General features: G+C 67.2%; 20 protein-coding genes and 1 pseudogene. 13 read left to right on the top strand and 8 right to left on the bottom strand.

From position 1 onward, the window contains the following. Positions 1–44: 44 nt before the first annotated feature. The 3 genes and pseudogenes from ACTYVM_RS21625 to ACTYVM_RS21615 all read right to left on the bottom strand — a co-directional run bounded on the left by ACTYVM_RS21625 (position 45) and on the right by ACTYVM_RS21615 (position 3,095). Positions 45–2,054 carry a S9 family peptidase gene (locus ACTYVM_RS21625; protein WP_445527504.1) on the bottom strand — a complete coding sequence of 670 codons (2,010 nt, stop codon included), beginning with the start codon at positions 2,052–2,054 and terminating at the stop codon, positions 45–47. Positions 2,055–2,737: 683 nt separating this feature from the next. After that, positions 2,738–2,911, bottom strand: a pseudogene (locus ACTYVM_RS21620) (NUDIX hydrolase); the annotation flags it as partial. Further along, positions 2,877–3,095 carry a hypothetical protein gene (locus tag ACTYVM_RS21615; RefSeq protein ID WP_445527503.1) on the bottom strand — a complete coding sequence of 73 codons (219 nt, stop codon included), beginning with the start codon at positions 3,093–3,095 and terminating at the stop codon, positions 2,877–2,879. The gene ACTYVM_RS21615 and the pseudogene ACTYVM_RS21620, both read right to left, overlap by 35 nt. Positions 3,096–3,411: 316 nt before the next feature. On the opposite strand from ACTYVM_RS21615, the gene ACTYVM_RS21610 reads away from it, so the two are divergent. The 7 genes from ACTYVM_RS21610 to ACTYVM_RS21580 all read left to right on the top strand — a co-directional run bounded on the left by ACTYVM_RS21610 (position 3,412) and on the right by ACTYVM_RS21580 (position 10,789). After that, positions 3,412–4,233, top strand: coding sequence for a hypothetical protein (locus tag ACTYVM_RS21610; protein WP_445527502.1), 822 nt, complete (start codon positions 3,412–3,414; stop codon positions 4,231–4,233). A 108-nt stretch (positions 4,234–4,341) separates the two neighbouring features. After that, positions 4,342–4,581 (top strand): hypothetical protein, encoded by a 240-nt coding sequence (locus tag ACTYVM_RS21605; protein ID WP_445527501.1) that lies wholly within the window; start codon positions 4,342–4,344, stop codon positions 4,579–4,581. Between the two features lies 1 nt (position 4,582). Next, a complete protein-coding gene (locus ACTYVM_RS21600) occupies positions 4,583–5,356 on the top strand; it encodes a hypothetical protein (protein WP_445527500.1) in 774 nt (257 codons plus the stop codon). Beyond that, complete coding sequence (locus ACTYVM_RS21595) at positions 5,346–6,239, top strand: hypothetical protein (RefSeq protein WP_445527499.1); 894 nt, start codon at positions 5,346–5,348, stop codon at positions 6,237–6,239. Before ACTYVM_RS21600 ends, ACTYVM_RS21595 begins: the two co-directional genes overlap by 11 nt. 235 nt (positions 6,240–6,474) lie before the next feature. Further along, entirely contained in the window at positions 6,475–7,323 is an 849-nt protein-coding gene (locus ACTYVM_RS21590; protein WP_445527498.1) for a hypothetical protein, read from the top strand. 385 nt (positions 7,324–7,708) lie between these two features. After that, a complete protein-coding gene (locus ACTYVM_RS21585) occupies positions 7,709–7,831 on the top strand; it encodes a hypothetical protein (protein ID WP_445527497.1) in 123 nt (40 codons plus the stop codon). 291 nt (positions 7,832–8,122) lie between these two features. Next, entirely contained in the window at positions 8,123–10,789 is a 2,667-nt protein-coding gene (locus ACTYVM_RS21580) for an ABC transporter substrate-binding protein (protein WP_445527616.1), read from the top strand. A 4-nt stretch (positions 10,790–10,793) separates the two neighbouring features. Here ACTYVM_RS21580 and ACTYVM_RS21575 read toward each other — a convergent pair whose 3' ends face one another. Continuing rightward, positions 10,794–11,096: a hypothetical protein gene (locus ACTYVM_RS21575; protein WP_445527496.1), complete on the bottom strand. Its 303-nt coding sequence runs from the start codon at positions 11,094–11,096 to the stop codon at positions 10,794–10,796. A 373-nt stretch (positions 11,097–11,469) separates the two neighbouring features. Next, entirely contained in the window at positions 11,470–12,111 is a 642-nt protein-coding gene (locus ACTYVM_RS21570) for a hypothetical protein (RefSeq protein ID WP_445527495.1), read from the bottom strand. A gap of 443 nt (positions 12,112–12,554) precedes the next feature. Between ACTYVM_RS21570 and ACTYVM_RS21565 the strand changes: the two genes are divergently transcribed. Further along, positions 12,555–13,244: a hypothetical protein gene (locus ACTYVM_RS21565; protein ID WP_445527494.1), complete on the top strand. Its 690-nt coding sequence runs from the start codon at positions 12,555–12,557 to the stop codon at positions 13,242–13,244. 98 nt (positions 13,245–13,342) lie between these two features. Here ACTYVM_RS21565 and ACTYVM_RS21560 read toward each other — a convergent pair whose 3' ends face one another. Then, positions 13,343–13,567 carry a hypothetical protein gene (locus ACTYVM_RS21560; protein WP_445527493.1) on the bottom strand — a complete coding sequence of 75 codons (225 nt, stop codon included), beginning with the start codon at positions 13,565–13,567 and terminating at the stop codon, positions 13,343–13,345. Positions 13,568–13,678: 111 nt separating this feature from the next. Between ACTYVM_RS21560 and ACTYVM_RS21555 the strand changes: the two genes are divergently transcribed. The 3 genes from ACTYVM_RS21555 to ACTYVM_RS21545 all read left to right on the top strand — a co-directional run bounded on the left by ACTYVM_RS21555 (position 13,679) and on the right by ACTYVM_RS21545 (position 16,120). Continuing rightward, positions 13,679–14,317 carry a hypothetical protein gene (locus ACTYVM_RS21555; RefSeq protein ID WP_445527492.1) on the top strand — a complete coding sequence of 213 codons (639 nt, stop codon included), beginning with the start codon at positions 13,679–13,681 and terminating at the stop codon, positions 14,315–14,317. Further along, on the top strand, positions 14,314–15,450 hold the full coding sequence (locus ACTYVM_RS21550; protein WP_445527491.1) for a site-specific integrase: 1,137 nt from the start codon (positions 14,314–14,316) through the stop codon (positions 15,448–15,450). Before ACTYVM_RS21555 ends, ACTYVM_RS21550 begins: the two co-directional genes overlap by 4 nt. 115 nt (positions 15,451–15,565) lie before the next feature. Continuing rightward, a complete protein-coding gene (locus tag ACTYVM_RS21545) occupies positions 15,566–16,120 on the top strand; it encodes a GNAT family N-acetyltransferase (RefSeq protein ID WP_445527490.1) in 555 nt (184 codons plus the stop codon). 236 nt (positions 16,121–16,356) lie between these two features. On the opposite strand, the gene ACTYVM_RS21540 is transcribed toward ACTYVM_RS21545, so the two are convergent. Then, positions 16,357–17,061, bottom strand: a complete 705-nt coding sequence (locus ACTYVM_RS21540; RefSeq protein WP_445527489.1) for a hypothetical protein — start codon at positions 17,059–17,061, stop codon at positions 16,357–16,359. A gap of 141 nt (positions 17,062–17,202) precedes the next feature. On the opposite strand from ACTYVM_RS21540, the gene ACTYVM_RS21535 reads away from it, so the two are divergent. Both ACTYVM_RS21535 and ACTYVM_RS21530 read left to right on the top strand, forming a co-directional pair. After that, positions 17,203–17,841, top strand: a complete 639-nt coding sequence (locus tag ACTYVM_RS21535) for a hypothetical protein (protein WP_445527488.1) — start codon at positions 17,203–17,205, stop codon at positions 17,839–17,841. An 830-nt stretch (positions 17,842–18,671) separates the two neighbouring features. Further along, positions 18,672–18,821 carry a hypothetical protein gene (locus ACTYVM_RS21530; RefSeq protein WP_445527487.1) on the top strand — a complete coding sequence of 50 codons (150 nt, stop codon included), beginning with the start codon at positions 18,672–18,674 and terminating at the stop codon, positions 18,819–18,821. Between the two features lie 1,380 nt (positions 18,822–20,201). Here the strand turns inward: ACTYVM_RS21530 and ACTYVM_RS21525 are convergent. Then, the gene (locus tag ACTYVM_RS21525; protein WP_445527486.1) at positions 20,202–20,645 is read right to left on the bottom strand and encodes a hypothetical protein; all 444 of its coding nucleotides are present in this window, start codon (positions 20,643–20,645) and stop codon (positions 20,202–20,204) included. Positions 20,646–20,737: the final 92 nt, after the last annotated feature.

Raw genomic sequence — 20,737 nt, 5'->3', positions numbered from 1 at the left:
GTGACGCAATTCGGTTGAGCCGATGGCTGGCGGGCTCGGCCCGGTCACAGCAGGCCGGGCTGCTGCCATTCGGTGCCGAGGACGTGGTGGTCGAGGAAGTTGAGGAACGTCTCGTACCACAGGCGCGTGTGGTTCGGCCTCAGGATCCAGTGGTTCTCGTCCGGGAAGTAGAGGTACTTCGCGGGGATTTCGTGCCGCTGCAGTTCCTGGAAGAGAGTGGCACCCTGTCCGACGGGCACGCGGTAGTCCTTGGCGCCGTGGATGACCAGCATCGGGGTGCGGATCTTCGCGACGTCCAGGTGCGGCGAGTCGGCCTCGTACCGCTCGGGGCGGGTCAGTGGGTCGCCGAAGATCCGCTGGAAGTACCAGGGCACATCGGTGTCGCCCTGAAACATTCGCAGGTCCCACAGACCTGCATGGCTGATGATCGCTTTGAACCGGTCTGTGCTGGTGGCGACCCGGTTTGCCATGTACCCGCCGTACGAGCCGCCCGCGAGCGCCGTACGTGAGGCATCGATGTCGTTGCGGGCCTCGGCCGCGTCGGTCAGCGCGATCACATCCGTGTAGGGGCGCCCGCCCCACTGCCCCCAGCCGCGCCGGTGGTTGATCTGCCCGTAGCCGGTCGACAGGGCCGGATCCGGCAGCAGTACCGCATAGCCGCGCGCGGCGAACGGCCACGGGTTCCACCGCCAGGTCCAGCCGTTCCAGCTGGACTGAGGTCCGCCGTGGACGGCGACGAGCAGCGGAGCGGGCCGCTCGGCGGACGCGCCCTCCGGCAGCACGAGCCAGGCGCGCAGCACGAACCCGTCGTCCGCCTCCGCGTGCACCTCGGTGAGCGTGCCGGGCAGTTCCCCCACGCCACCGGGGGCGGGCAGCCGGGCCGGAGTCTGGTCGACGACGTCGGCGTCGATCCGGACGGGCGTCGGCGGCGCGTCGACCGCGTGGCGCAGGGCGTAGAGCGTCCGCCCGTCGGGGGCGACGGTCAGCGAGCCGTACGCGCCCGAAGCGGTGAGACGCGTGACGCCACCATCTGGGTCGCGCCGGAAGACGGGGGCGTGCCCCTGTTCGTCGGATGTGAAGAAGAGCGTGTCGTCCGTTGGCGAACAGGCCACGTTACCGGGCCAGTTGTCGAACCCGGGCAGGAGGTCCCGCACCGCGCCGTCGGCCAGGTCGACCCGGACGAGAGTCGCATCCCAGGGGTCGTCGTATGTCGGGTAGCGCATCCGGCAGCACACGACGGCCGAGCCATCGTGTGTGAACCGCGGCGCCTCGTAGAGGTGTTCCAGATCACCGACGACGTGGATCTCCTCACCGCTCACCGCGTCGGCCACCACCACGGCAGAGCGATGCTCGTCCGGGACCCGCCCGGGCACGAACCGGCGGTACGCGACCCGTGTGCCGTCCGGCGACAACGCCGCATCCCCCGAGTCCTCCAGACCGATCCCCTGCCCACCGGCGACCACCGGTTCCGCGCCAGCACCGGCACGGACGAACGTGTACGGCTCCGCCGGGCCGAGGTCGTGGTCCCAGGCGCGGGTCGGCCCGGCCTCGTACAGGATCGCGGTGACCTTCGCGTCCTTTCGCGCCGCGAGCAACTTGCCGTGCGCCTCGGCGTCGGCGGCACCCGGCAGCAGCCCCGCGGTGTGGCACAGCGCGCCGGAGTCCCGGGCGACGGTGACTGCGGCGATCCCACCTGGGTGCCGGGCCACGACGACGGCCTCCCCGCGCGGCGGCAGCGCCCACAGCGCGGCGCCCTCGTCCTCGTCGCTGTCCGAAGCGGCGCGTCCGGACAGGAAGTACAGCGTCCCGTCCGGACCGAACACCGGCCCCGACTCACCCTTGTCGGACCGGGTCAGCCGCAGCGCGTCGCGCTCCCCGGTCGGATCGATCTCCCACAGGCCGGACACAAACCGCGTCCCGTCCCCGGACAGCAACTGCACGGCGGCGACGAGACGAGAGCCATCGACGGACAAGGCAAGGGTGTTGACGCGGGGGCAGGCGACGAGGGCGGACAGGTCACGGAAGGTGGACGCACCACCGGAGGACTCGGTCATGCGGACGATTGTCGCCCGCGCGCGACGCGGACGGCCAGGGAGCATGACGTCCCGGCCTCGGAAGCCCGCACCGGGGCGCGCCCCCCGTCAGCGGGCGCATCCATCGCCCGCAGCAGGCGTCCCGAGCCGTATCCGTCCCATCCCGTCCGCAGGTCAGCGGGCCGTGGGTGAGGAGGCAAGGTGAGCGGGTCTGGGGAAGCCCTGAGCGTAGAGCGGGGAAATTCAGGAAGCGCCATCACCACGCCCCGTCTATGACGAGCAGGAACCCGTCGTCCTGCCGCAGGAGCCGACGGCGCTTGGGACTTCTGGGGTGCTCGGGTGAGTGGCCTCGCGCGCGCCGTTCCAGCTCCGCGAGTGCCTCCTCACGCGGTCTGTCTCTAAGCACTTGTTTTGGCTCCAGTGCACGGAGTTGTTTTGGCTTCACGGCCGGGGTGAAGGGGGCGTGTATTGGTGTGATTAACGTCCCGGTAGCAAGGTGATTTGGCCCCACTTCGATCGGGCGGTTCCACTGGCCCGGGTAGGGGGTGTTGACGGTAGTTTTGAAGCCTCGGTGGACCTCCGTCAGCGCATCCCCGACGGGTGCGTGGAGGGTTGCCGACCCGGCTCGACTCGCGGACCTGCCTGCCGATCCGCTGGCGAACGGCACCGCCAGCGGAGCAGCCGGTTCGGATGTTGATCGCGCCTCAGTGCTGGATCAGGCCGCCGACCGGGACGGCAGCGACGTGGCCTGTCGCCGGAAGCGTCTGAGCCAGGGCGAGGCCGACATCGACCAGCGATGACCGGCGCAGGCGAGCGACATCGGGAATCGGAGTCCAGACCGACTCAGCGATTTCGCCGTTCGGCTCCGGCCGCAGCCGGGGCGTACTCGGCGGGAACCCCGCCTTTGCCGATGCGCAGGCCCCCGACCGGATTGCCCGCACTGGCCTCGTCGTCGTCGAAGGCGGCGACGAGCAGCACCACGCCCACCCCCAGTGCGACCGGCGTCATGACGAACCCGAGGCCCAGGGCCAGCAGCAGGCGCTTCGCCGCCTTGCCCCTCATGCAGTCCCCCTCCTGACCTGCATTCAGCTTTGCTCTCGCACATCACAAAATTGGATGGCGGCATGGGAACCAGTGTCCGAATGTGTGCGTGATGGAGTGTGACAGTACGCCATCTCTACATCTCAGTGAGACGGGTGAATCTCCTTGCTGGGCATACTAGTTGCGCGTGTAAGGTTCCGGCCGGGGATGTGGTGGCCGCGCTCGAGGGGATGGTTAGCCTGCGCAAACACCAAAGGAACGTACGGGGGAAATGGTGGGCAAACAGCCTGTTTCGGCTCCGCTACTGCCTGTAGGGGCACGGCTCCTGGTGCCCGTGATGGCCGCCACGGGCGGCAGCGGCCGCACCACCGTCGCGAGCCTGCTGGCCGCCGGATTCGCCGCCTGCGGCCCCGCCGTCGTTCTGGACCTCGCCCCTCGCCTGTCGTCGCCCTGGCCTGCCCAGCTCGCCGACCAGGGTGCGAGCGGGCTGGCGGTGCTGCCGCCCGATCAGCCCCTGACCCGCAGCGCGGTACAGCAGGCATGCGCCATCAACACGGCGGCCGACGGGACCCGTTGGCAGGTCCTGTCGGACGGCAGGGAATGGCACACGCCGCCGCTCGCGCTGCCGAACTCCCCAGCCGCCTGGTACCAGCTGGCTGCGATCGGCGGCTGGCAGGTCGTCGTCGCCGACACCGTGCACCCGCTCGCTCACGACCTCCTCGCCGCGCGCTGTGCCGGAGAGCAGGGACAGACCCGTGGCTGGTTCGAACTTCCCTACGCAGTACCCGTGTTGTGCGCAGCCGCGACCGCCAGCGGCATCCAGGCCCTGCAGCAGGCCGTGATGGCCCTGCAAGCCGAAGGCCTGCCTCTCAACCGCACCGTCGTCGTCCTGATCGCCACCGGTGACGGCCGCCCGCCGGCCCCCGTCCGCGCCGGGGCCACCATGCTCACCGCCCGCACCGCAGCCGTGGTGCACCTGCCGTACGACCCGAACATCCGGGCGCACGGCCTCCGCGCCGCCCGCCTGCGCACGCGCACCCGGCAGGCGGCCGCCCAGCTCACCGGGGCCGTCCTCGCCGCGGCGCACACCACCTGGGGCCGGCCGCTCCCGGACGCGCCGCAGCCCGCCCCGCTCTCCCACGCACTACCTGTTTCTTGACGAGGAATCGGATATGAGCCAGCTTCTGACCACCCTGCATGCGGTTGCCGCCGAACCTCATTGGCACACCCTCGCTGATGGTGCGGTTCCCGGGGTCACCCCCCCCAGATGCCCAAGGACGTCGACAAGCCCGTGCAGTCGATCCTGAACTGGACGGCCGGGCTCGGTCTGGCCGGAGCCGTCCTCGGCGGTCTCCTCGGCTGGGCCGCGGTCGCCGTCGGTCACAACAGCGAACGTGCCGCCCTTGCCGCCCGCGGCAAGCAGGCCATCCTCTGGAGCCTGTTCGGCGCCGGAGGCATCGGTGTCACCGCCGCCCTGGTGACCACCTTCTACAACATGACCAAGTGAGGTGGGCGTGGTGAGCGAAAGCAAGACCCGCAAGGCCCGGCTCACGCTCGCCACGCTCGGCGTTCTGGTGGTCGGTGCACTGGTCGGCGGCGGCGTGACAGCCGTCGCGCTGCTCGGAGACGATGGGCCCACATCCAGTGCGGAGTCGTCTGAGCCCCCCACTGCCGAGCCGTCGGCCTCGCCTGACAGCGGACAGGCCGGAATGACGCCGGAAAAGGCGCGCAGGTTCGTTCTCCAAAAGCCCACCGGGCAGAAGGCCGGACTGTCCGTGGGCTTCTCCAAGGGGCCCGTCGGTGCGGTCTCCACCGCGGTGTACTTCTGGGAGGAGTACGCCTTCCTGGATGACCAGAAGGCTCGCCAGCAGCTGGATGCGATCGTATCGCCGGACGCCGAGGGGTACGTCGACGAGCAGGTTTCGGAGGTGCGCAAGCTGCGGGAGCAGGTTGGGCTTCCGCCGTCCGGTGGCACCCCGGCCGGGATCACCTTCAGCACGTCGGTCAACGCCGTCCGGGCGACCTCCCTGGCGGGAACCGGAGGGAAGGTCGTGCAGGTCTGGATGAACTACGACCGGTACGCCACCAAGGCCGACGGCAGCCCGGATGACGACCCGCTCAAGGACGAGGACACGGACCTGCTGCTGAAGTGGCAGGACGGCGCTTGGAAGATCACGAACGAAGCCCAGTACTGGGAGAAGCGCTCCTTCCCTCGGGCTTACTTCCCCGATGCGCACGTCTCCTGGACGGACGGCTGGCAGCAGGTGAGGCATGCGGACTGAAGGCGGGGCTCGTCCGTTCGCCCGTCTTCTCGTGGTACTCATCGCCGTGCTGCTCTGCTTCGGCACCAGTTTGAGTACAGCTCCACAGGCCCAGGCGAAGGACGATCCTCGGTGGCACGTCGACTACGGCCCGGATGACGGCAAGGATTGTCCGACGGACTGGCAGGGCGAGTGTGGCGTCGACAAGCAGGGGAAGTACTGCGAGTACCGCGAGATCGATGACAACGACATCTGCCCCTTTCCAGAGTCCGGCCAGATACCAGGCACGATCGGAGAGTGCGAAACCGCCGCCGGTGAAAAGTCGCCCGAGTGCAGCGACGAAGCCTGGAAGGCGCTCGAGAAGAAGAAGCTGGAGAAGTGGCGCCAGACCAACCTCGAGCTGGTGAGGAAGGGCGAACTCGACAAGGCCGACTACGACAAGTGGTACGGCTTCATGGAGAAGTGCGTCGACAAGGGGAATTCGCTCAGCTTCTGCAAGGACCAGGCGTACAGGAAGTACGGACCGATGGGCGGACAGACCCTCGGCCACTGGATCGGCAAGCAGATCAGCAAGCTGGCGCGCGACGCGCTGGAGGAGGCCGCCCAGTACATCGGCAACGCCGTCGTCTGGCTGCTGGAAGAGTTCGCGGACGACTTCAACAAGGCGTCGGTGATCAACCTCGACTCCACCGGCGTTAGCCAGCCGTTGGGGATCGCCACCGCGCTGTCCGTGGTCATCGCCGTGTTCCTCCTGCTGCTGCAGTTCGGCAAGGTATCGATCTCTCACCAGGGCGGCCCCGCGGCCCGAGTCCGAGCGGCCCGGCAACGCGGGTCCCGAGGCGTCCGCCGGGGTGCACGTTGGTCAGCTCGAACCGCTGTGGGTGGCCTTCCACGGGGTGGGTGATGACGGTGCCCGGCACTCGGGTGGTCTCGTACTGCACGGGGGTGCCGTCCGGGTTGGTGGTGCGCAGCAGCGTGTAGCGGTGGGGAGCATGGGCGTTCTGGTTATGTTCATGAGAATGGGTTCTGGCACACATTCCGTGACGCGGGCACTGTGAGTGCCCTGATGTCCTCCGGCGGCAGGGGTTCGGGCTGCACCTCCCACTGGGCGTCCACGTGCCGCTGGCACGCGTGCAATCATGCTGTTCGCCGACACGGCAAAGGAGGGGTGGATGGCCAGCGTATGGGTGACGGTCTGTCTGCCGGCCGAGGCCGCAGGCGATATCGAAGGGGCGCTTGCAGAGGCCCTCGCGCCTTTCTACCTAGACACGGATGACAACCCCGCCGACCGTGGCATGTGGGACGAACGCCGCATCCGTGGCGGCAGCAACGGAATGGGTTTTGCGATCGCCCCCGGATACATGGACGATCCGAGGCTCATCCACGACGACCCAAGATACGACGGCGCGCCACGCCCCAGTGCCCCGGGTGTCTGCGCCGGAGGACCGCGTGCCCTGCTCGATTTCTCGCAGCCGCACCTTGTCTCCGAGCGTGCGGTCGCTGCGTCCTGGGACCTGTGGCACAGCCTGTCCGCCGTACACCCTCCGGCCGTTCCCCTTGCGGTCTTCGTGGACCGTTGGCGGAACGATCCGGACGCATTCCCCGGTGACCGGTGGGGAGACGAGATGTTCTCCGCCTACCAGGCCCAGCCGTTGATCGGGGCATACCTCGACCACCCATTCAGCCTTGGCATGGGGTATCTGGGCTTCCTGGGCCCTGACGATCCCCTGGAGCACCCCGTCATCAGTTATGACGGAACCCGTGCCGCGTACATCCGTGACCTCACTTCGTCAAACCCGCTGGATACGGACGTGCTCACCCTGGACGGCTGGTGGTTGGAGGGCGCCACCACTGCCGTCCACGCCTTCTGCGAGCCTGACCTTTGCCCTCACGACCCTCCGACGCCCACCGTGTGGCCGGGCAGCGAGGCGTACCTCGCGGACCTTCCCGGCGACACAATCCTCGTCCGGCTCCACTGCCACGCCTAACGTCACTCATTGTGTGTGCTCCACGGAAAGTGAGCCAGAACCCGTTCTCGTGAACAAAGCCAGGCGTTCCTTCCGGCGGCGCTGCCCGAGGGACAGGGCACGCTCTTCGACATCTGGCGCTACCACGCCGCGTTCACCGACTCTCCGCTCCCGCTGACGGATGCCGAAGGCGATCACAGGCAGCACGCTGTCGTGGAGCAGGTGATCGCGGACTTGGAGAACGGTCCGTTCGCCCATGCTCCTTCCGGGCACTTCCAGGCAAATGCCGCCTGGCTCGCGCCGGCCGCCCTTGCGTACCATCTGACCCGCGCCGTCGGCGCGCGCCCTGGCGTCCGCCTTCCACGCCAAGGCCACCACCGCAACGATCCGTGACCACCTGATCAACGTGCCGGCCCGCCTGGCCCGTTCGGCAGGGCGCCTCACCCTCCACCTGCCCGAACACTGGCCCTGGACCGACGACTTCACACAGCTCTTCGACCTGGTGCACGGACTGCTTCCCACCGCCTGAGAAGCCCTGACCACCCCGCCCACAAGGGCCCGAGACCGCCGAACATTGGAAGAGCTGGACAGACCAGCGGATACTCCCTGCCCGAACGGCCGGATCATCTCGACCACCGCCACAGGCAACCCCGAAACGATCACTCCGGAATCAAACCGGTGGATTCGGGTTCAGCGACAACTACGTGCGGCACGATCCCGCTTTTCTGTAACGGTACTGCCCACGCCTGGGTGATCGGGCTCCTGGGTGTACGCGGGCACCGTACTCTGTCCGACGGCAAGCGTGGGGCAGGGGGAGGATATGCCAATTCCAGGCAATGACGCCGAAGGCATTGAAAATCGATCAATCGGCATCTATCGACTGATTTCCCGACTCGGTGCGGGTGGCATGGGTGAGGTCTACCTGGCCCACTCCCCGTCGGGTCGCCGTGTGGCCGTCAAGGTGGTGCACTCACAACTGGTGGAGGACTCCCTGTTCCGGGCTCGGTTTCGTCAAGAGGTGGCGGCCGCCCGGCGAGTCAGTGGGGCCTTTACCGCCCCAGTGGTGGACGCTGACCCGGACGCCCAGCAACCCTGGATGGCCACGGTTTATGTGCCTGCCCCGACGCTCTCGAGGCATATCCAGGACAATGGCCCCATACCTGTGGACGAACTGTGGCAACTCTTTGCCGGATTAGCCGAGGCTCTGCGCGACATCCACCGGGCCCAAGTGATCCACCGGGACCTGAAACCTAGCAACGTACTCATTACCGATGACGGGCCACGGGTCATCGATTTCGGTATCGCCAAAGCCATCGACTGCAGCGCCAGCGAAGTGCACACCAAAACCGGCCAAGTAATCGGAACTCCGCCGTTCATGGCCCCCGAGCAGTGGCAGGTACCGCCGGCAATCAGCCCGGCCGCCGATGTCTTTGCGCTCGGCTCGCTCCTGGTCTACGCGGCCACCGGCCGCGGACCCTTCGACTCGGATCATCCATATGTGACCGCCTACCAGATCGTCCATCACGACCCCGACCTGAGCGCCCTACCCGATTCGCTGCGGCCCATCGTCGAAAAGTGCCTGGAGAAGAACCCGACCCGTCGGCCCACCCCGGATGAGTTGCTTACCGTGGTGCACTCTCGCCGCGCCACCATTACTGCGCAGGACCCGACGGGCCAGGATGCGGCGAGCGTGCGGTACAGGCGTCGCAGCAAGCACGGTTTCACACGTGCCCTCACGTCTGGGCTCGCAGCCATCAGTCTGCTGGCCGTGGGGATTCCAGTCGCGCTGAACTGGCGACATGAGTCAGCCCAGCGGACAACCGACTCCGGCGCCGGGTACAACGCCGCCACCAAGGGCATCGCCAACGCATCGGAGACCAAGGGCGGTACGCTGCGGTTTGTCTCCGCCCAGGAGGCCGACTCCTGGGACCCTCAGCGCACCTACTACGGGTTCGTGTGGGACTTCGCCCGCTACTACACCCGCAATTTGGTCACCTTCGCCCCGCAGCCAGGGCGCAAGAGCACCGCTCTGGTGCCTGACCTTGCCTCCGGCCTGGCCAAGGTCTCGGACAGTGGCACGACGTACACCTACGCACTACGTGACGGCATCACCTGGGAAGACGGTTCGCCAATCACTTCCCAGGACATCAAGTACGGCATTGAGCGGGGCTGGGCAGACGATGTCATCTCCGGCGGCCCCGCCCACCTCCAGAAGGCCCTCGACCCGAACAAAACCTACAAGGGGCCATATAACGACAAGGATCCACGGAAGCTGGGCCTGCAGGCCATCGAGACCCCTGACGAGAAGACGATCGTCTTCCATCTGCCCGAGCCAAACGGCGACTTCGAGCAGATGCTTGCTCTGCCGACGGCGTCCCCGGTCAAACGCGAGCGTGACACTGGCCGCCTATACGAACTGAAACCATTTTCGTCAGGTCCATACAAGTTCGCCGCATATGACCCGCACCGCAAGCTGGTCCTGGTCCGCAACGAACAGTGGAGCAAGGAATCCGATCCGATCCGTCCGGCGCTACCCGACCGCATTGAGGTCACTTTCGTCACCGATGCGAACGATATGGACAGCCGTCTCCTCAGCGGTGAATTTGATCTCGACTTGAACGGGACAGGACTCAGTCAGGCCGCCATCTCCAAGGTGCTGGGGAACGCTGACCTCAAAGAGTATCTGGATAATCCGAGGACCGGATACATCAGATACGCAGCCTTTCCGAAATCAGTCAAGCCGCTGGATAATATTCACTGCCGCAAGGCCATCATCTTCGCCGCCGACCATAAGGAGCTCCAAACGGCCCGAGGTGGGCCAGTCGTCGGTGGCGATATCGCTCCGAATATGCTCCCTCCATCCATTGCAGGATCCGACCGGACCTACGATCTTTACGGCGTGCTCGACAACAACGGCAAGCAGAACCTTGAAAGAGCCAGGAGGGAACTCCAGGCATGCGGCAAGCCGAACGGTTTCTCCACGACCATTGCCGTGCGTAAAAACATACCAGCCGAGCTGGACACTGCTGCGGCCCTGCAGAAGGAACTGAAGAAAGTTAATATCACCACCACGATCGACCGGATCGACGGCGCAGCGACCTTTGGAGTATTTAAGTCACCCAAGGCGGTGAAGGATAGAGGGTACGGCATCATCCTTGAGGGTTTCGCTGCAGATTTTCCAACCGGTCAGGGTTTCTTGCGATCCCTGGTTGACGGGCGATTCATCCTGGAGACGGGTAACGTCAACTACAGCGAGCTCAACGATCCGGAGATCAACGCCCTGTTCGACGATGCAATTGCCGAACAGGATCCGGTCAAGGCGGGAAGAATCTACCAACAAATCAACCGCAAAGTCTCCCAGAATGCAGCATACATGCCCATCACTTATGAGAAGATCATGATGTGGCGCGGCCCCCGATTGACCAACGCATACACTGCCGACTCCTATTATGGCCGCTATGACTATGTGTCGTTGGGCGTAAAATAGGAAATTACTGATCGGCCGGGCGGTTCGTGATCATGTGCGGGTCTTGGGCGCCGGGGCGCGCTTCGGTAGCGATCCGCAGACGCGCCATCCGCTCCCTGTGGCGGAGCCAGTCCCGCCACAGGTCACGCCGATGCTCGGACTCCTGCGGCAGGAGGGCCGCCAGGGCGCCGATGACGGCGCCGGCCACGGCAGTGAGGGCAACGCCCCATCCCATCCCGGGGTAGGTCCTGGCGGCTAGGACCGCGGCTCCCAGGCCGACGAGCGGGGCGGCCCAGATGAGGAGACGGTGGGCCTGGCGGGTGGTCATGTCGGGGTCCTTCGAGCTCGGAGAGCAGACGCGCCGGGTGCGCGTGAGGGGCGGAGTGTGCAGCAGTCCCCGCCCTTGTGCGGCGGGCAGCGGAGCTGGCAGTGCCGAAGCGTGGGGGAGCGGGGGGTTAGCCGCGCAAGCCCCGGTGGCAAGTCCCCGCGTTGCCACCGGGAAATCTGGATTCAAGGCCTTGCGGCCTGCGGATTTTTATCTCCGTACGGCTTGAATCGCGGCCGCTGCCCCGCCAGGGGGTTAGCGGGGCAACTTCTCCTCGTCGGCTGGATGCTGCGGGCTGTGCGCCCTCCGTGCGGTCTGGTGTACGGTCTCGGACTTCGGGCCGTGTGCGTCTGCAGGGCGCGGACGCCGGCAGGAATCAAGCGCTGGTGTCGTAGACGGCGCGGTCGGGATCGGTCTTGACGAGGAGACCGGATGCGGCCAGGTCCCTGAGGATCTGACGGGCCCGCTTGTCACTCGCCTCGTGGCCGGCGTCGCTGAGTGCGGTGACGGCGCGCCGGGTGTCCCAGGTGCCACCCTGCGTCCGGATGGCCTTTTCCAGGGCGGCGGCCTGTGTGAGGCGCTGCTCTGCCCACTCTTCGGGCTCGGTCTCGACGTTCCGGATCGCGGTGAAGAACACCGGCACGAGGTCCTCGTCCATGGCGTACCCGACCACCTTGCCGAAGCCGGGCCCGACGGGGGTGATCGGCGGGTGGATGCTCTCGGGCCACAGACCGCGCATGGCGCCTCGCTGGAGAAGGCGCTTCAGGGAGGCACTGTGCCCGCGGAGGCTGGCGTTCTCGTCGTCGCGAAGGTCCTCGGAGGCGACGTAGCCGTCACCGGCGACACAGAGCTTGATGATGCGGCGAGCGCGCTTGGGCAGGGACCGGTAGTACTGCTCGGCCCGCTGCATGGTCCAGGTGGCGTCCACCTCCACCTGGGAGGCGTGTTCGGCGAGGAGGGCGAGGAGGCGCTTTTGGAAGTCGCCTGTGGGCTGGTCGATGGTCACGACGATCTTCAACAGGTCTCCCGCTGCAATGAACGTGAATGAATGTAGATCTAACGAGACCACCGTAGCGGAGGGTGCCTCGTTCGCCCAGCATCTATCCACGTTCAATGCAAGGAGATTGATGGGCTGCCAGCACCGCCGTACAGGGATCACCACCCCGTTCCGGCTTCGGGCAGGCTCACACGTCAGACCCGGCGACCGGACACGTCAAGGCGGACTTGCCAGGCAGCAAATGACAAGCACGGCTTGACGCGGACAGCAGGCGCAAGGCGGGCATGACGTGAGTTGCCGAGTTCCGTGGACCGGGGCGTCTCGCCTCGGATAATGTGCCATATCCGAGGCGACAAACCGGGCACGCGCGTATCGCCGTCAAGGCTTCTTGGCGAGGGGGTGGTGGCCGTGGGATTGTCCTCGACGTCAAGGGTCCTTGACGGTCCGGTGCGAGGGGAGTGCTCATGGGCTGGGTGACCAAGGATGGACGCCATGAGGGGTATGCCGTGGCGGTGCTCGCCGACGGGCGGGACGCCACCGCTGAGGACAACCCCGCCTCAGGCAACTCGGCATGGTGGTGCTTCGACGGCAAGGACGGCAGGCCCCTCGCCGTCGGGGTGCGGGCCGGATGCGACTGCTACGCCGTCAACGACTCCCGCGTCGTGACGACCTGGCGTGGCAGCACTGTCTACCCGGTCGTCTTCGGCGACTGGGAGGCGACCGAGGGGCCCGGCAAGGAGGGCAGTCCGTACGCCGAGTGGGAGAACGTCCACGTCGCCCCCGCCGAGCGCGCCGCAGTGCCCGACGACGTCACCGAGCTGCTGGCCGAGGTGCGTGAGCGCCTGGCCGTGCTCGCCGAGGAACGCCCGCTCGCCGCGCTGGCCGCGGTCGCCCGGCTGGAGGCCGTCACGGCGGCCGCTGGCATCACCGCGGCGGCCGCCGCCCAGCAGCGCGGCTCCTCCTGGACTGACATCGGCAAGGCCGTGGGCACCACCAAGCAGGCCGCCCACCAGCGCTTCGCCCGCCGCCTGAAGTCCCGGGCCACCGCGCTTGACGGGACGGCGGCCCGCGCGGGAACGCCGCAGACGCAGACGGACCTGCTCGGCCAGCAGCGCGCCCCCGTTCCGGGCCACGGATCGGAGCCGACCCGATGAGCCCGACCGTACGCACCGCGCAGAAGTGCGCCGCCGCGCCCCAGGTGCGGGCGCTACGGCGCAGGATCCAACCGGCCGTGGTCGGCGAGGAGTTGCGGTCAGATCAGGTGCAGCGTGCTGAACACCTCGAACAGGCCGAAGAAGGTGACCCCGGCGCCGCCCGCGCCGAGGAACAGCGCCGGGTAGAAGCCGAATTCGAAGCCGACCGGCTTGGGCTTCTGGGAGCCGTAGAAGCCCACGAGGAAGACCACCAGGGCGGCCAGGGTGGCGACCGTGATCCATGCAGCGCTGGACGAGTTGGCAGAAGCGGCGAGCAGGAACACGGGGACCCCTCGAGGTCGGACCGTAGTACTGGACGAGTTTTCTCGTGTCGTGGAAAATAGCATGGAAAAACCGAGACTATTAAGTCTGCTGGTAGAGGAGGGGGAGGCGTGATGGCCGGACCCGGACGACCGAGGAAGCCGATCCCCGACGACGCCGACCCGATGGTCGCTCAGTTCGTCATCGAACTCCGCGAGCTGGTCGACGAAACCCTGCAGGACGAGTCGGTGAGTGTCCTCGCCGAGTACGGCCCGCTGGGCCGTTCCACCCTGATGCACGCGCTCAGCGGGCAGCGCATGCCGACCCGTCAGACCGTGGACGGGATCATCGACTCGATCGCCAAGTACAAGACCCTGCCGCCCGCGGGGCACCGGAGGCTGCTCGCCGAGTGGAGAGCGAAGCATGACGTGACCTCTCGCCTGCTCGACGGCGAGAGCTTCTTCCTCTCTACGGGATCCGGCAAGACCCGGTCGGTGGCCTACGGGATCATGGGCGGGGAGCAGCAGGTCCCCAGCCTGATCGACGGCGTTCCCGGCATCCTGGACGTCGACACGGTCTACGCTCTCGCCGACCAGGCACGGGCGGAGCGGACTTCACGGGCTGAGCGGACGGCCGCCCCTGGAGTCGCCGAGGCGACCGCCGCCCTGGACCACGCGCTTGATCGGCTGGAGGAAGCAGCCCAGGAAGTAGCCCAGGCCCGCCAGACCCTGCGCCTGGCGCTGGAGCGCGCAGGCGAGGAGCCGCCCAAGTGACCGCCGTCGAAGAGGAGTACGGGACCGCGCTGGAGCCTGTGGAGGTGGTCGACGCCGAACTGGTGGACGACGACGTCCCCGGCGCCGGCGAGGTCGCCGTGCCCGATCCGGTGGCCGCCGTCCTGGCGGCTCTGGACATGGACGCCAAGGACCACCTGAACCGCATCCGGCCGAAGAAGACCCGGGACGGCTACGCCCGGGATTGGGAGGTGTGGCAGGAGTTCCACGGCTGGCTCGCCAAGCAGACCGGCACGCCCTTGCCGCTCAGTTCCATCACCGTCGGCACCTTCGTGTCGTTCGTGACCTACCTGGATCAGGTGGTCGAGGCGCCACCGAACACGATCGAGCGCCGTATCACCGGAGCCACTTCCGAGGCCCGCAGCCGCGGCTACACCGTGCCCAAGGAAGCCACCGAGGCGGCCCGGCGGGCGCTGAAGCCGCTCAAGCTGGATAAGGAGCGGCAGAAGCGGGGCCGCGGCAAGGCGGCCGCGATCAGCCCGGACGACCTGCGGAAGATGGCGACCGCCCCGCTGGAGCGGCAGCCGCGGCCGACCGCCCGGCGGCGCCGCGTCTACCGAATTCCGGAGCTGGCCCGGCTGCGGGATCAGGCACTCCAGGCCCTTAAGTTCGCCGTCGCCGGGCGCAATGAGGAGATGTCCGGGCTGGACGACCCGGACATCAAAGAGGTGGAGGAGGGGCTGATGGTGCACGTCCCCTCGGTCAAGGGCCGCCCGGCCCGGCACGTGCCGGTCACCTACGGCGAGCACCGTGCCACCTGCCCGGTGCGGTGCTGGCTCGCGTACAAGGAGGCCAGCCTGGCCGCCGGCGCTGATTCCGACGGCCCGGCGTTCCTGTCGGTCGATCAGTGGGGGAACCAGGGCACCACACGGCTGTCGCCGGACGGCGTCGGACGCGCCCTCGCGCGCTACGCGGACTATGCAGGCTTGACCGGTCGCCGGATCACCGGTCACTCCTCCCGCCGTGGGCTGGTCACCACCGGCCGCAAGAAGGGCAAGCGCGTCGAAATGCTCCGCCAACAGGGCGGTTGGTCCCCCAACAGCCCGGTGTTCTGGGAGTACGTGGACGAAGGCGAGGCCTTCGAGGACGCCCCGACCGAGGGCATCGGCCTGTAGTGAGCGGGGCATTCATGGCGGATCGTCGGCAATGTCTTGTCGGCCGCTCGCCATGGGGCGAGCGCTGATCCCATGCGACGTCGCAACAGGACAAAGGTGTCCTACGGTAAGCCGCATGAGTACTGCAGAAGCGATATCTGAGGCCAAGACGGACACCCAGCGGGCAGATGTACAAACTCTGTTCGAGCAGACATTCCACGACATCGCACCGACGACGGTACCGGCCGTGGAGCACGACAACCTCTACGCGCCAGTAGTCCTGCGCTACCACGATCCTGCCACCGGCCGACTTGCCGGTGCCGCACTGTCCTGTCGCGCCCAGGTCGCCATCAGCATGGCGATGCTCAAGCAGGGGCACTACGAGCCGGTGATGGACCGGCACAGCGAGCTGGATCTCATGGCCGTTGCCCCGGAGTTCCGTGGTCGCGGCATCGGCGGTGAGCTGGTACGCGCTATGGAGGACCGGTTGCGGGAGCGGGGTGTCCGGATCTGGTTCGGCAACGCCACATCCGATCTGGAGACCGCAAAACTGCGTACCTTCTACGCTCGACACGGCTTCACCGTCCAACCCGATGGCCAACCGCTGCCAGACCTCATGGGCCGATCGTGGATACCTCCGATGCAACAGCAGCCCGCGTTCTACTTCTACAAGCAGATCAAGAAGGGCTGAACATGGACTGTGGCCAGCGTTACTGGCCGCTGCTGCACGTCACCCAGGCCGGGCGGGACCATCTCGCCGAGCATCGCGACGGTACGCCGAGTTCCATCCCGACGTCCCGCTGCCCGCCAAGTCGGCCCCGGCCACAGACGGCTGACGGTACCCCTCGCGGCCCGTCCACCCCACCGTTCCCGGCGACGGTGCACGGGCCGCGGTGCCGTCCGGCGCGCACCGGGCCGCACTCCCCGCTACCTTGCCGCGCCGGTCGGTGCCGCGGGAGCGGGGGTCCTGGGGCCGGCGAAGGCGGTGTCGGTGAGCCGGTCGCCGCGGTCGGCGACGGCGAACGGCCGCACCTTCAGTGGCAGGCGGGGGAAACGGCGGGCCAGGTCGCCGTGTATGGCACCGGTGGGGGCGAGCGCCACGACCCGCCGCTCACCGCGGCGGGTCAGGCGCCCGAGGATGCGGAGCGGGGCGTCCTCGGTGGTGACCAGCTCGTGCACGAACCGCAGGTGCGGGCCGCCCAGCAGCCCGGTGGCGCCGTGCAGGGCCTCGCTGGCGCTGAGCACCACCACCGTGTCCGTGCCGCCGGTGAGGTGGTGGCCGGTACGGACGCAGGCGGCCTCGGTCAGGCAGCGGGACAGCAGCATGACCTGGTGCGGGAGACGTCGCACGGCATCGGGCCAGCGGCGGGAGGCGAACGTGCGCCGCCCGGCCACCGCGAGTGCCGCCGTGTATGTCCCGGCCGCCGCGAGCACCGCGGCCACCGCCCCGGTGGGGGCGGCGACGTGGGCTCCGGCACCCGCCAGGGCGGCCCGGGCCTGTCCGGCGATGCCGTACGGGGCGATGACCACCGCGTTGCCGTGGGCGGCCGCGAGCGCGGTCAGGGCGTGTTCACGGTGCCCGCCCGGCCGGTGGGCGCCGGGCTCGACGAGCACCAGGGCCGCGGCCCTCATCCGGCGATGGCCTGTTCGCCGTGCCCGGCGGTGAACCGCGCGTACAACCATCCGAGGCGACAGAGGTGGCTCTGACCTGCGAAATTGACGTCATGCCGCGAAGCGCACCCCCGTGGCCGCGCCGACGGACACAATGCGGGCATGCCGACCAACTCTGCAATCATCACTGGGGCCGCCACGCTGACCGCGGCGCTCATAGGCCTGTGCAGCGTGTTATGGGTTACCGCCAGCAACCAGCGCCAAGCACGCCGGGAACAGCGGGCCGAGCGGAGATACGACCGCCGCAAAGAGGCCTACCTTCCCTTCCTCGCTGCCGCGCGGGCCTTCCTGCCGCTCACCGAGCCGGTATTCCTCGACCAGGAACGTGTCACCGTCGCCCGCCTGACTACCCCCGTAACTGCCGCTGACGATGACCTGGTGGAGGTGGACACATGGGCGCACTTCCTCGGAGTCCAGACTTTCTTTGCGGAGCCGAGCGATGAATGGCGTGAACGGGCGCCGGAGCTGCTTCACGGTCTGATTGCCGCATTCGATCCCGTCGATATGGAGGGGCCCGCCAAGGTCGTGAACACCGCGCGGGAGATCGTCGAGGCGGCGTGCCGCCTGGCGGCGGGGCCCGAGCTCTTCGAGACAGAGGCGGCGCAAGAGGCCGCCGCGGGCGGCGATGTCGCCGCGAGCGAACTGTTGCGCGCGGAGGTCGATCACTACAGGAGGCTGTGCGGGGAATTCCGAGAGCAGGCGAAGGTTGCGTTGGACTCCCCGGGCACGGACCAGCGTTAGCCGATAGAAGGCATGGCCTGGACTCAACACAGATCGGGCTATTAGGTATGTCTCCGCTGGCTCAGGACGTGCTGTGCGCAAGGGCGCCAGCTACGTCGCTGCCGAGGCCGTAGCCGGGACTGTCGTCAAGCAGTTTCTTGCGCCGGTTGTAGCGCTGGGTGGTCCGGCTGTCCTTGTGGTCGGCCCAGCGCTGCACCTTGTCCGGGCGGGCGTCGTTCTTCGCCAGGGCGTGGGTGATGGCGTCGCTCTTGGTGCCGTGGGGGCCGCGCAGGGGTAGCTAGGCGCGCTTGGACAGAGACTGGAGCAGTCGCCACACGCTGGTTCGTCAAGCTGGCCGCCGCTGGCAGTGCGGAACAGCCACCCCTCGGTGCGGCCGTCGAGGTAGTCCTGCAGCGCACCCCACGCCACCGGTGGGATCGGCTTCTTTTTCCGGCCGCCGCCCTTAAAACGGTAGTCCGAGGTTGTTGAATGGCCTCGGTTTTTGAAGGGGTGCGCACCGGGTCGTCGAAGTAGTCGGCCACGATGTCGAACGAGCGCCGGCGAGCCGTTGGCGACCTGGAATGTGACGCGCGCCACACAGTGGGAAATCTCTGCGCATAGGTGTTGTTACCGCGTTGTTACCTCTTGGCTCGCCAGAGAAGGACGTGATATTACATCTGACCAGGCTTTTTCTCAGGACCGCGAGAGTTTATCTACGCTGTCATTTCTACCGCCTTCCAACCCGGAAAACGGTACTGGTTTTGGGCCGGACTCGGGACGCAGCCGCGCGCCCTTCCTCATGGTGTACCGTGATCCTCGCTCCCTATTTCATGAAGGGGGGTGAAGAGCGGATGACTGCCGTGCTGGAGCCCGAGGAGGGCCCGAGGGCGGCGGAGAGGCAGCGTCAGGGTCTCTGGGCACGGGTACGCCGTGCACTGAAGCCCGCGGTCGTGGTCGCGCAGCTCGTCTACTACGCGCTTTGCGTGTGGCGGGAGTTGTAGAGACCTGACCTGGAACGACACGAAGGGCCCGCCAACGGCGGGCCCTCCGATGCACTCCGCTCCGAGGGCTCCGTACGTTCGCTGGCCGGCGGGTGCGGAGCCCTCCCTCATGGACTGCGACCCCCACGGTAGCATAAATCCAATTACGCAATAACGAACATCCCTCCGATTTTTTCCCGGATTATTTTTTTGCCGCATGCCCGCAAACTATCCTTGTGGTACGCCTAATTCAACTGGCGAAAACTTTGCGCGTTGAGATTTGGTCCAGCAGCGCAACACCTCCCGGGAATGGCCGTGAAGTTTTTCGGCGGTCGCCAGTCTTGGTTTGTCACGCGGTATTCGGCTCCGGGATCCCCACCACGGTTCGTCTCGCCATGCCGATGCCACCCCAGGCGTCTTGGTCCGCCCCGCCGCACCTGTAGTGGGGCGTATACGAGCTGTTCAGAGGGGGGATGGGTCGGGAGATGGACGCCGGGAACGAGCAGCGACCTGTCCTAGGGGGATGCCTTCGGCTCGAAGCCAGGCAACCCCTAGAACGGCCATCCCCGAACCCCTTCTGACCGTTGGAGACCGCTTGGTCTGACGCGGGATGCAGGCTCTTTCCAGGCCGTCGGCATGATGCCAGCGGCTCAGAAAACGCTCAACTTCCGCGTTTTCTAGGCTGCTTAGGACCGCAGGATCCGGCTATTTTGTGCTGCCTCAAATTGCCTCTGACCTGCCAAGACGTCCACCAGTAGGTGCCCTAGCCTCGATCTTTCTTGACGGGCCGCCGACGGAGTCGGTGGTCCGTTTCGTTGTCGATGGCTGATGCTGGGCAGGCCGAGGTCCCGAGTGTCGTCTCGGGTGGACGCCGGGTTCCACTGCTCCGGACTGGATCGTTCTCTCGTAGGGCCAGGAGAACCGCTGGTCAGCCGCGGAGCCCGTGGCGGCCGCGCCGGGGTGTCCTCCCGTTCCAGCCGGACGCCGGCGGGCCCCTCGTTCGGCTGGATGTCGAGTACCAGGCGCAGTCCGCCGCCGCGGTGTGACAGCCGTGTCGGCTCCCCGGCCTGCAGCGCCCTGCACCCCTGGGCCCTGTTCTTGTATAGCTACGGCGAACGGACATGTAGCGCAGGGTGATGCTCGGGGCTGGACCGGGGGCGAGGGCCAGCGTGTGACAGCGATAGGCGGTAACAGAGGTTCCGCTTCGAGGGCCGCTTATCGGACTTCTCGCGTCTAATGACTCGTCATGGTGGTATCGCAGTAAATACAGGATTTACTGCGACGGAGCCCTATATAGCGGCCGTTGCCCAGGTGGGCCGCCATGTCATTGCCGACGGCCAGGGCGCAACGAGGCGAGGAGGAGTTCGGGCGTGTGCCGAAGCCCGGATAACGGAATCCGCGTCATGATGGCTCTCCCAGGATGTTCATGGCCTCGGTGAAGATGGGCAGGAGCCCGTCGGCGAGGTAGTAACCGCCAGTCTTGGACCACCCGCTCTTGTCGGGGGTGGTTGGCCGGAACGGCGGGGTGATGTCGGGTGACCAATGTCCTTGTTCGGCGCCGCGCTTGATGGCCTTGGTGATCGTCTGCGATGGTCCGCGCAGCGCGGTCTCGCCCCACTTCTCGCGGTAGGCCGGTCCATCCACCCAGCCGTTGCCTTCGATCGCTGCCTCAACGAACAGGAGAGTGCGGGCGTTGGTGTCCCGCAGCAGCTTCACAGCCCGGTCCACGGTCCATTGGATGTCGGTGGACACCGTGGCGTCGGGTCCGATACGGGCGATGAGGTCGGCTAGCGCGGTGACGATCTCCGGCGATGGCGGGTCGGGGAGGCGGATGGTGATTTCCACGGAGGATCCCTCTCACAGAACTGACCCGGGAAATACCCGGGATACACACACGCTGCCACAACTCCGCTTGCGAGTCCAGGGTTTAATCAGGG

Source organism: Streptomyces cyslabdanicus (genome assembly GCF_052663305.1).
The sequence above is the reverse complement of the archived record's forward strand: the minus strand, read 5'-3'. Positions and strand labels throughout refer to the sequence as shown.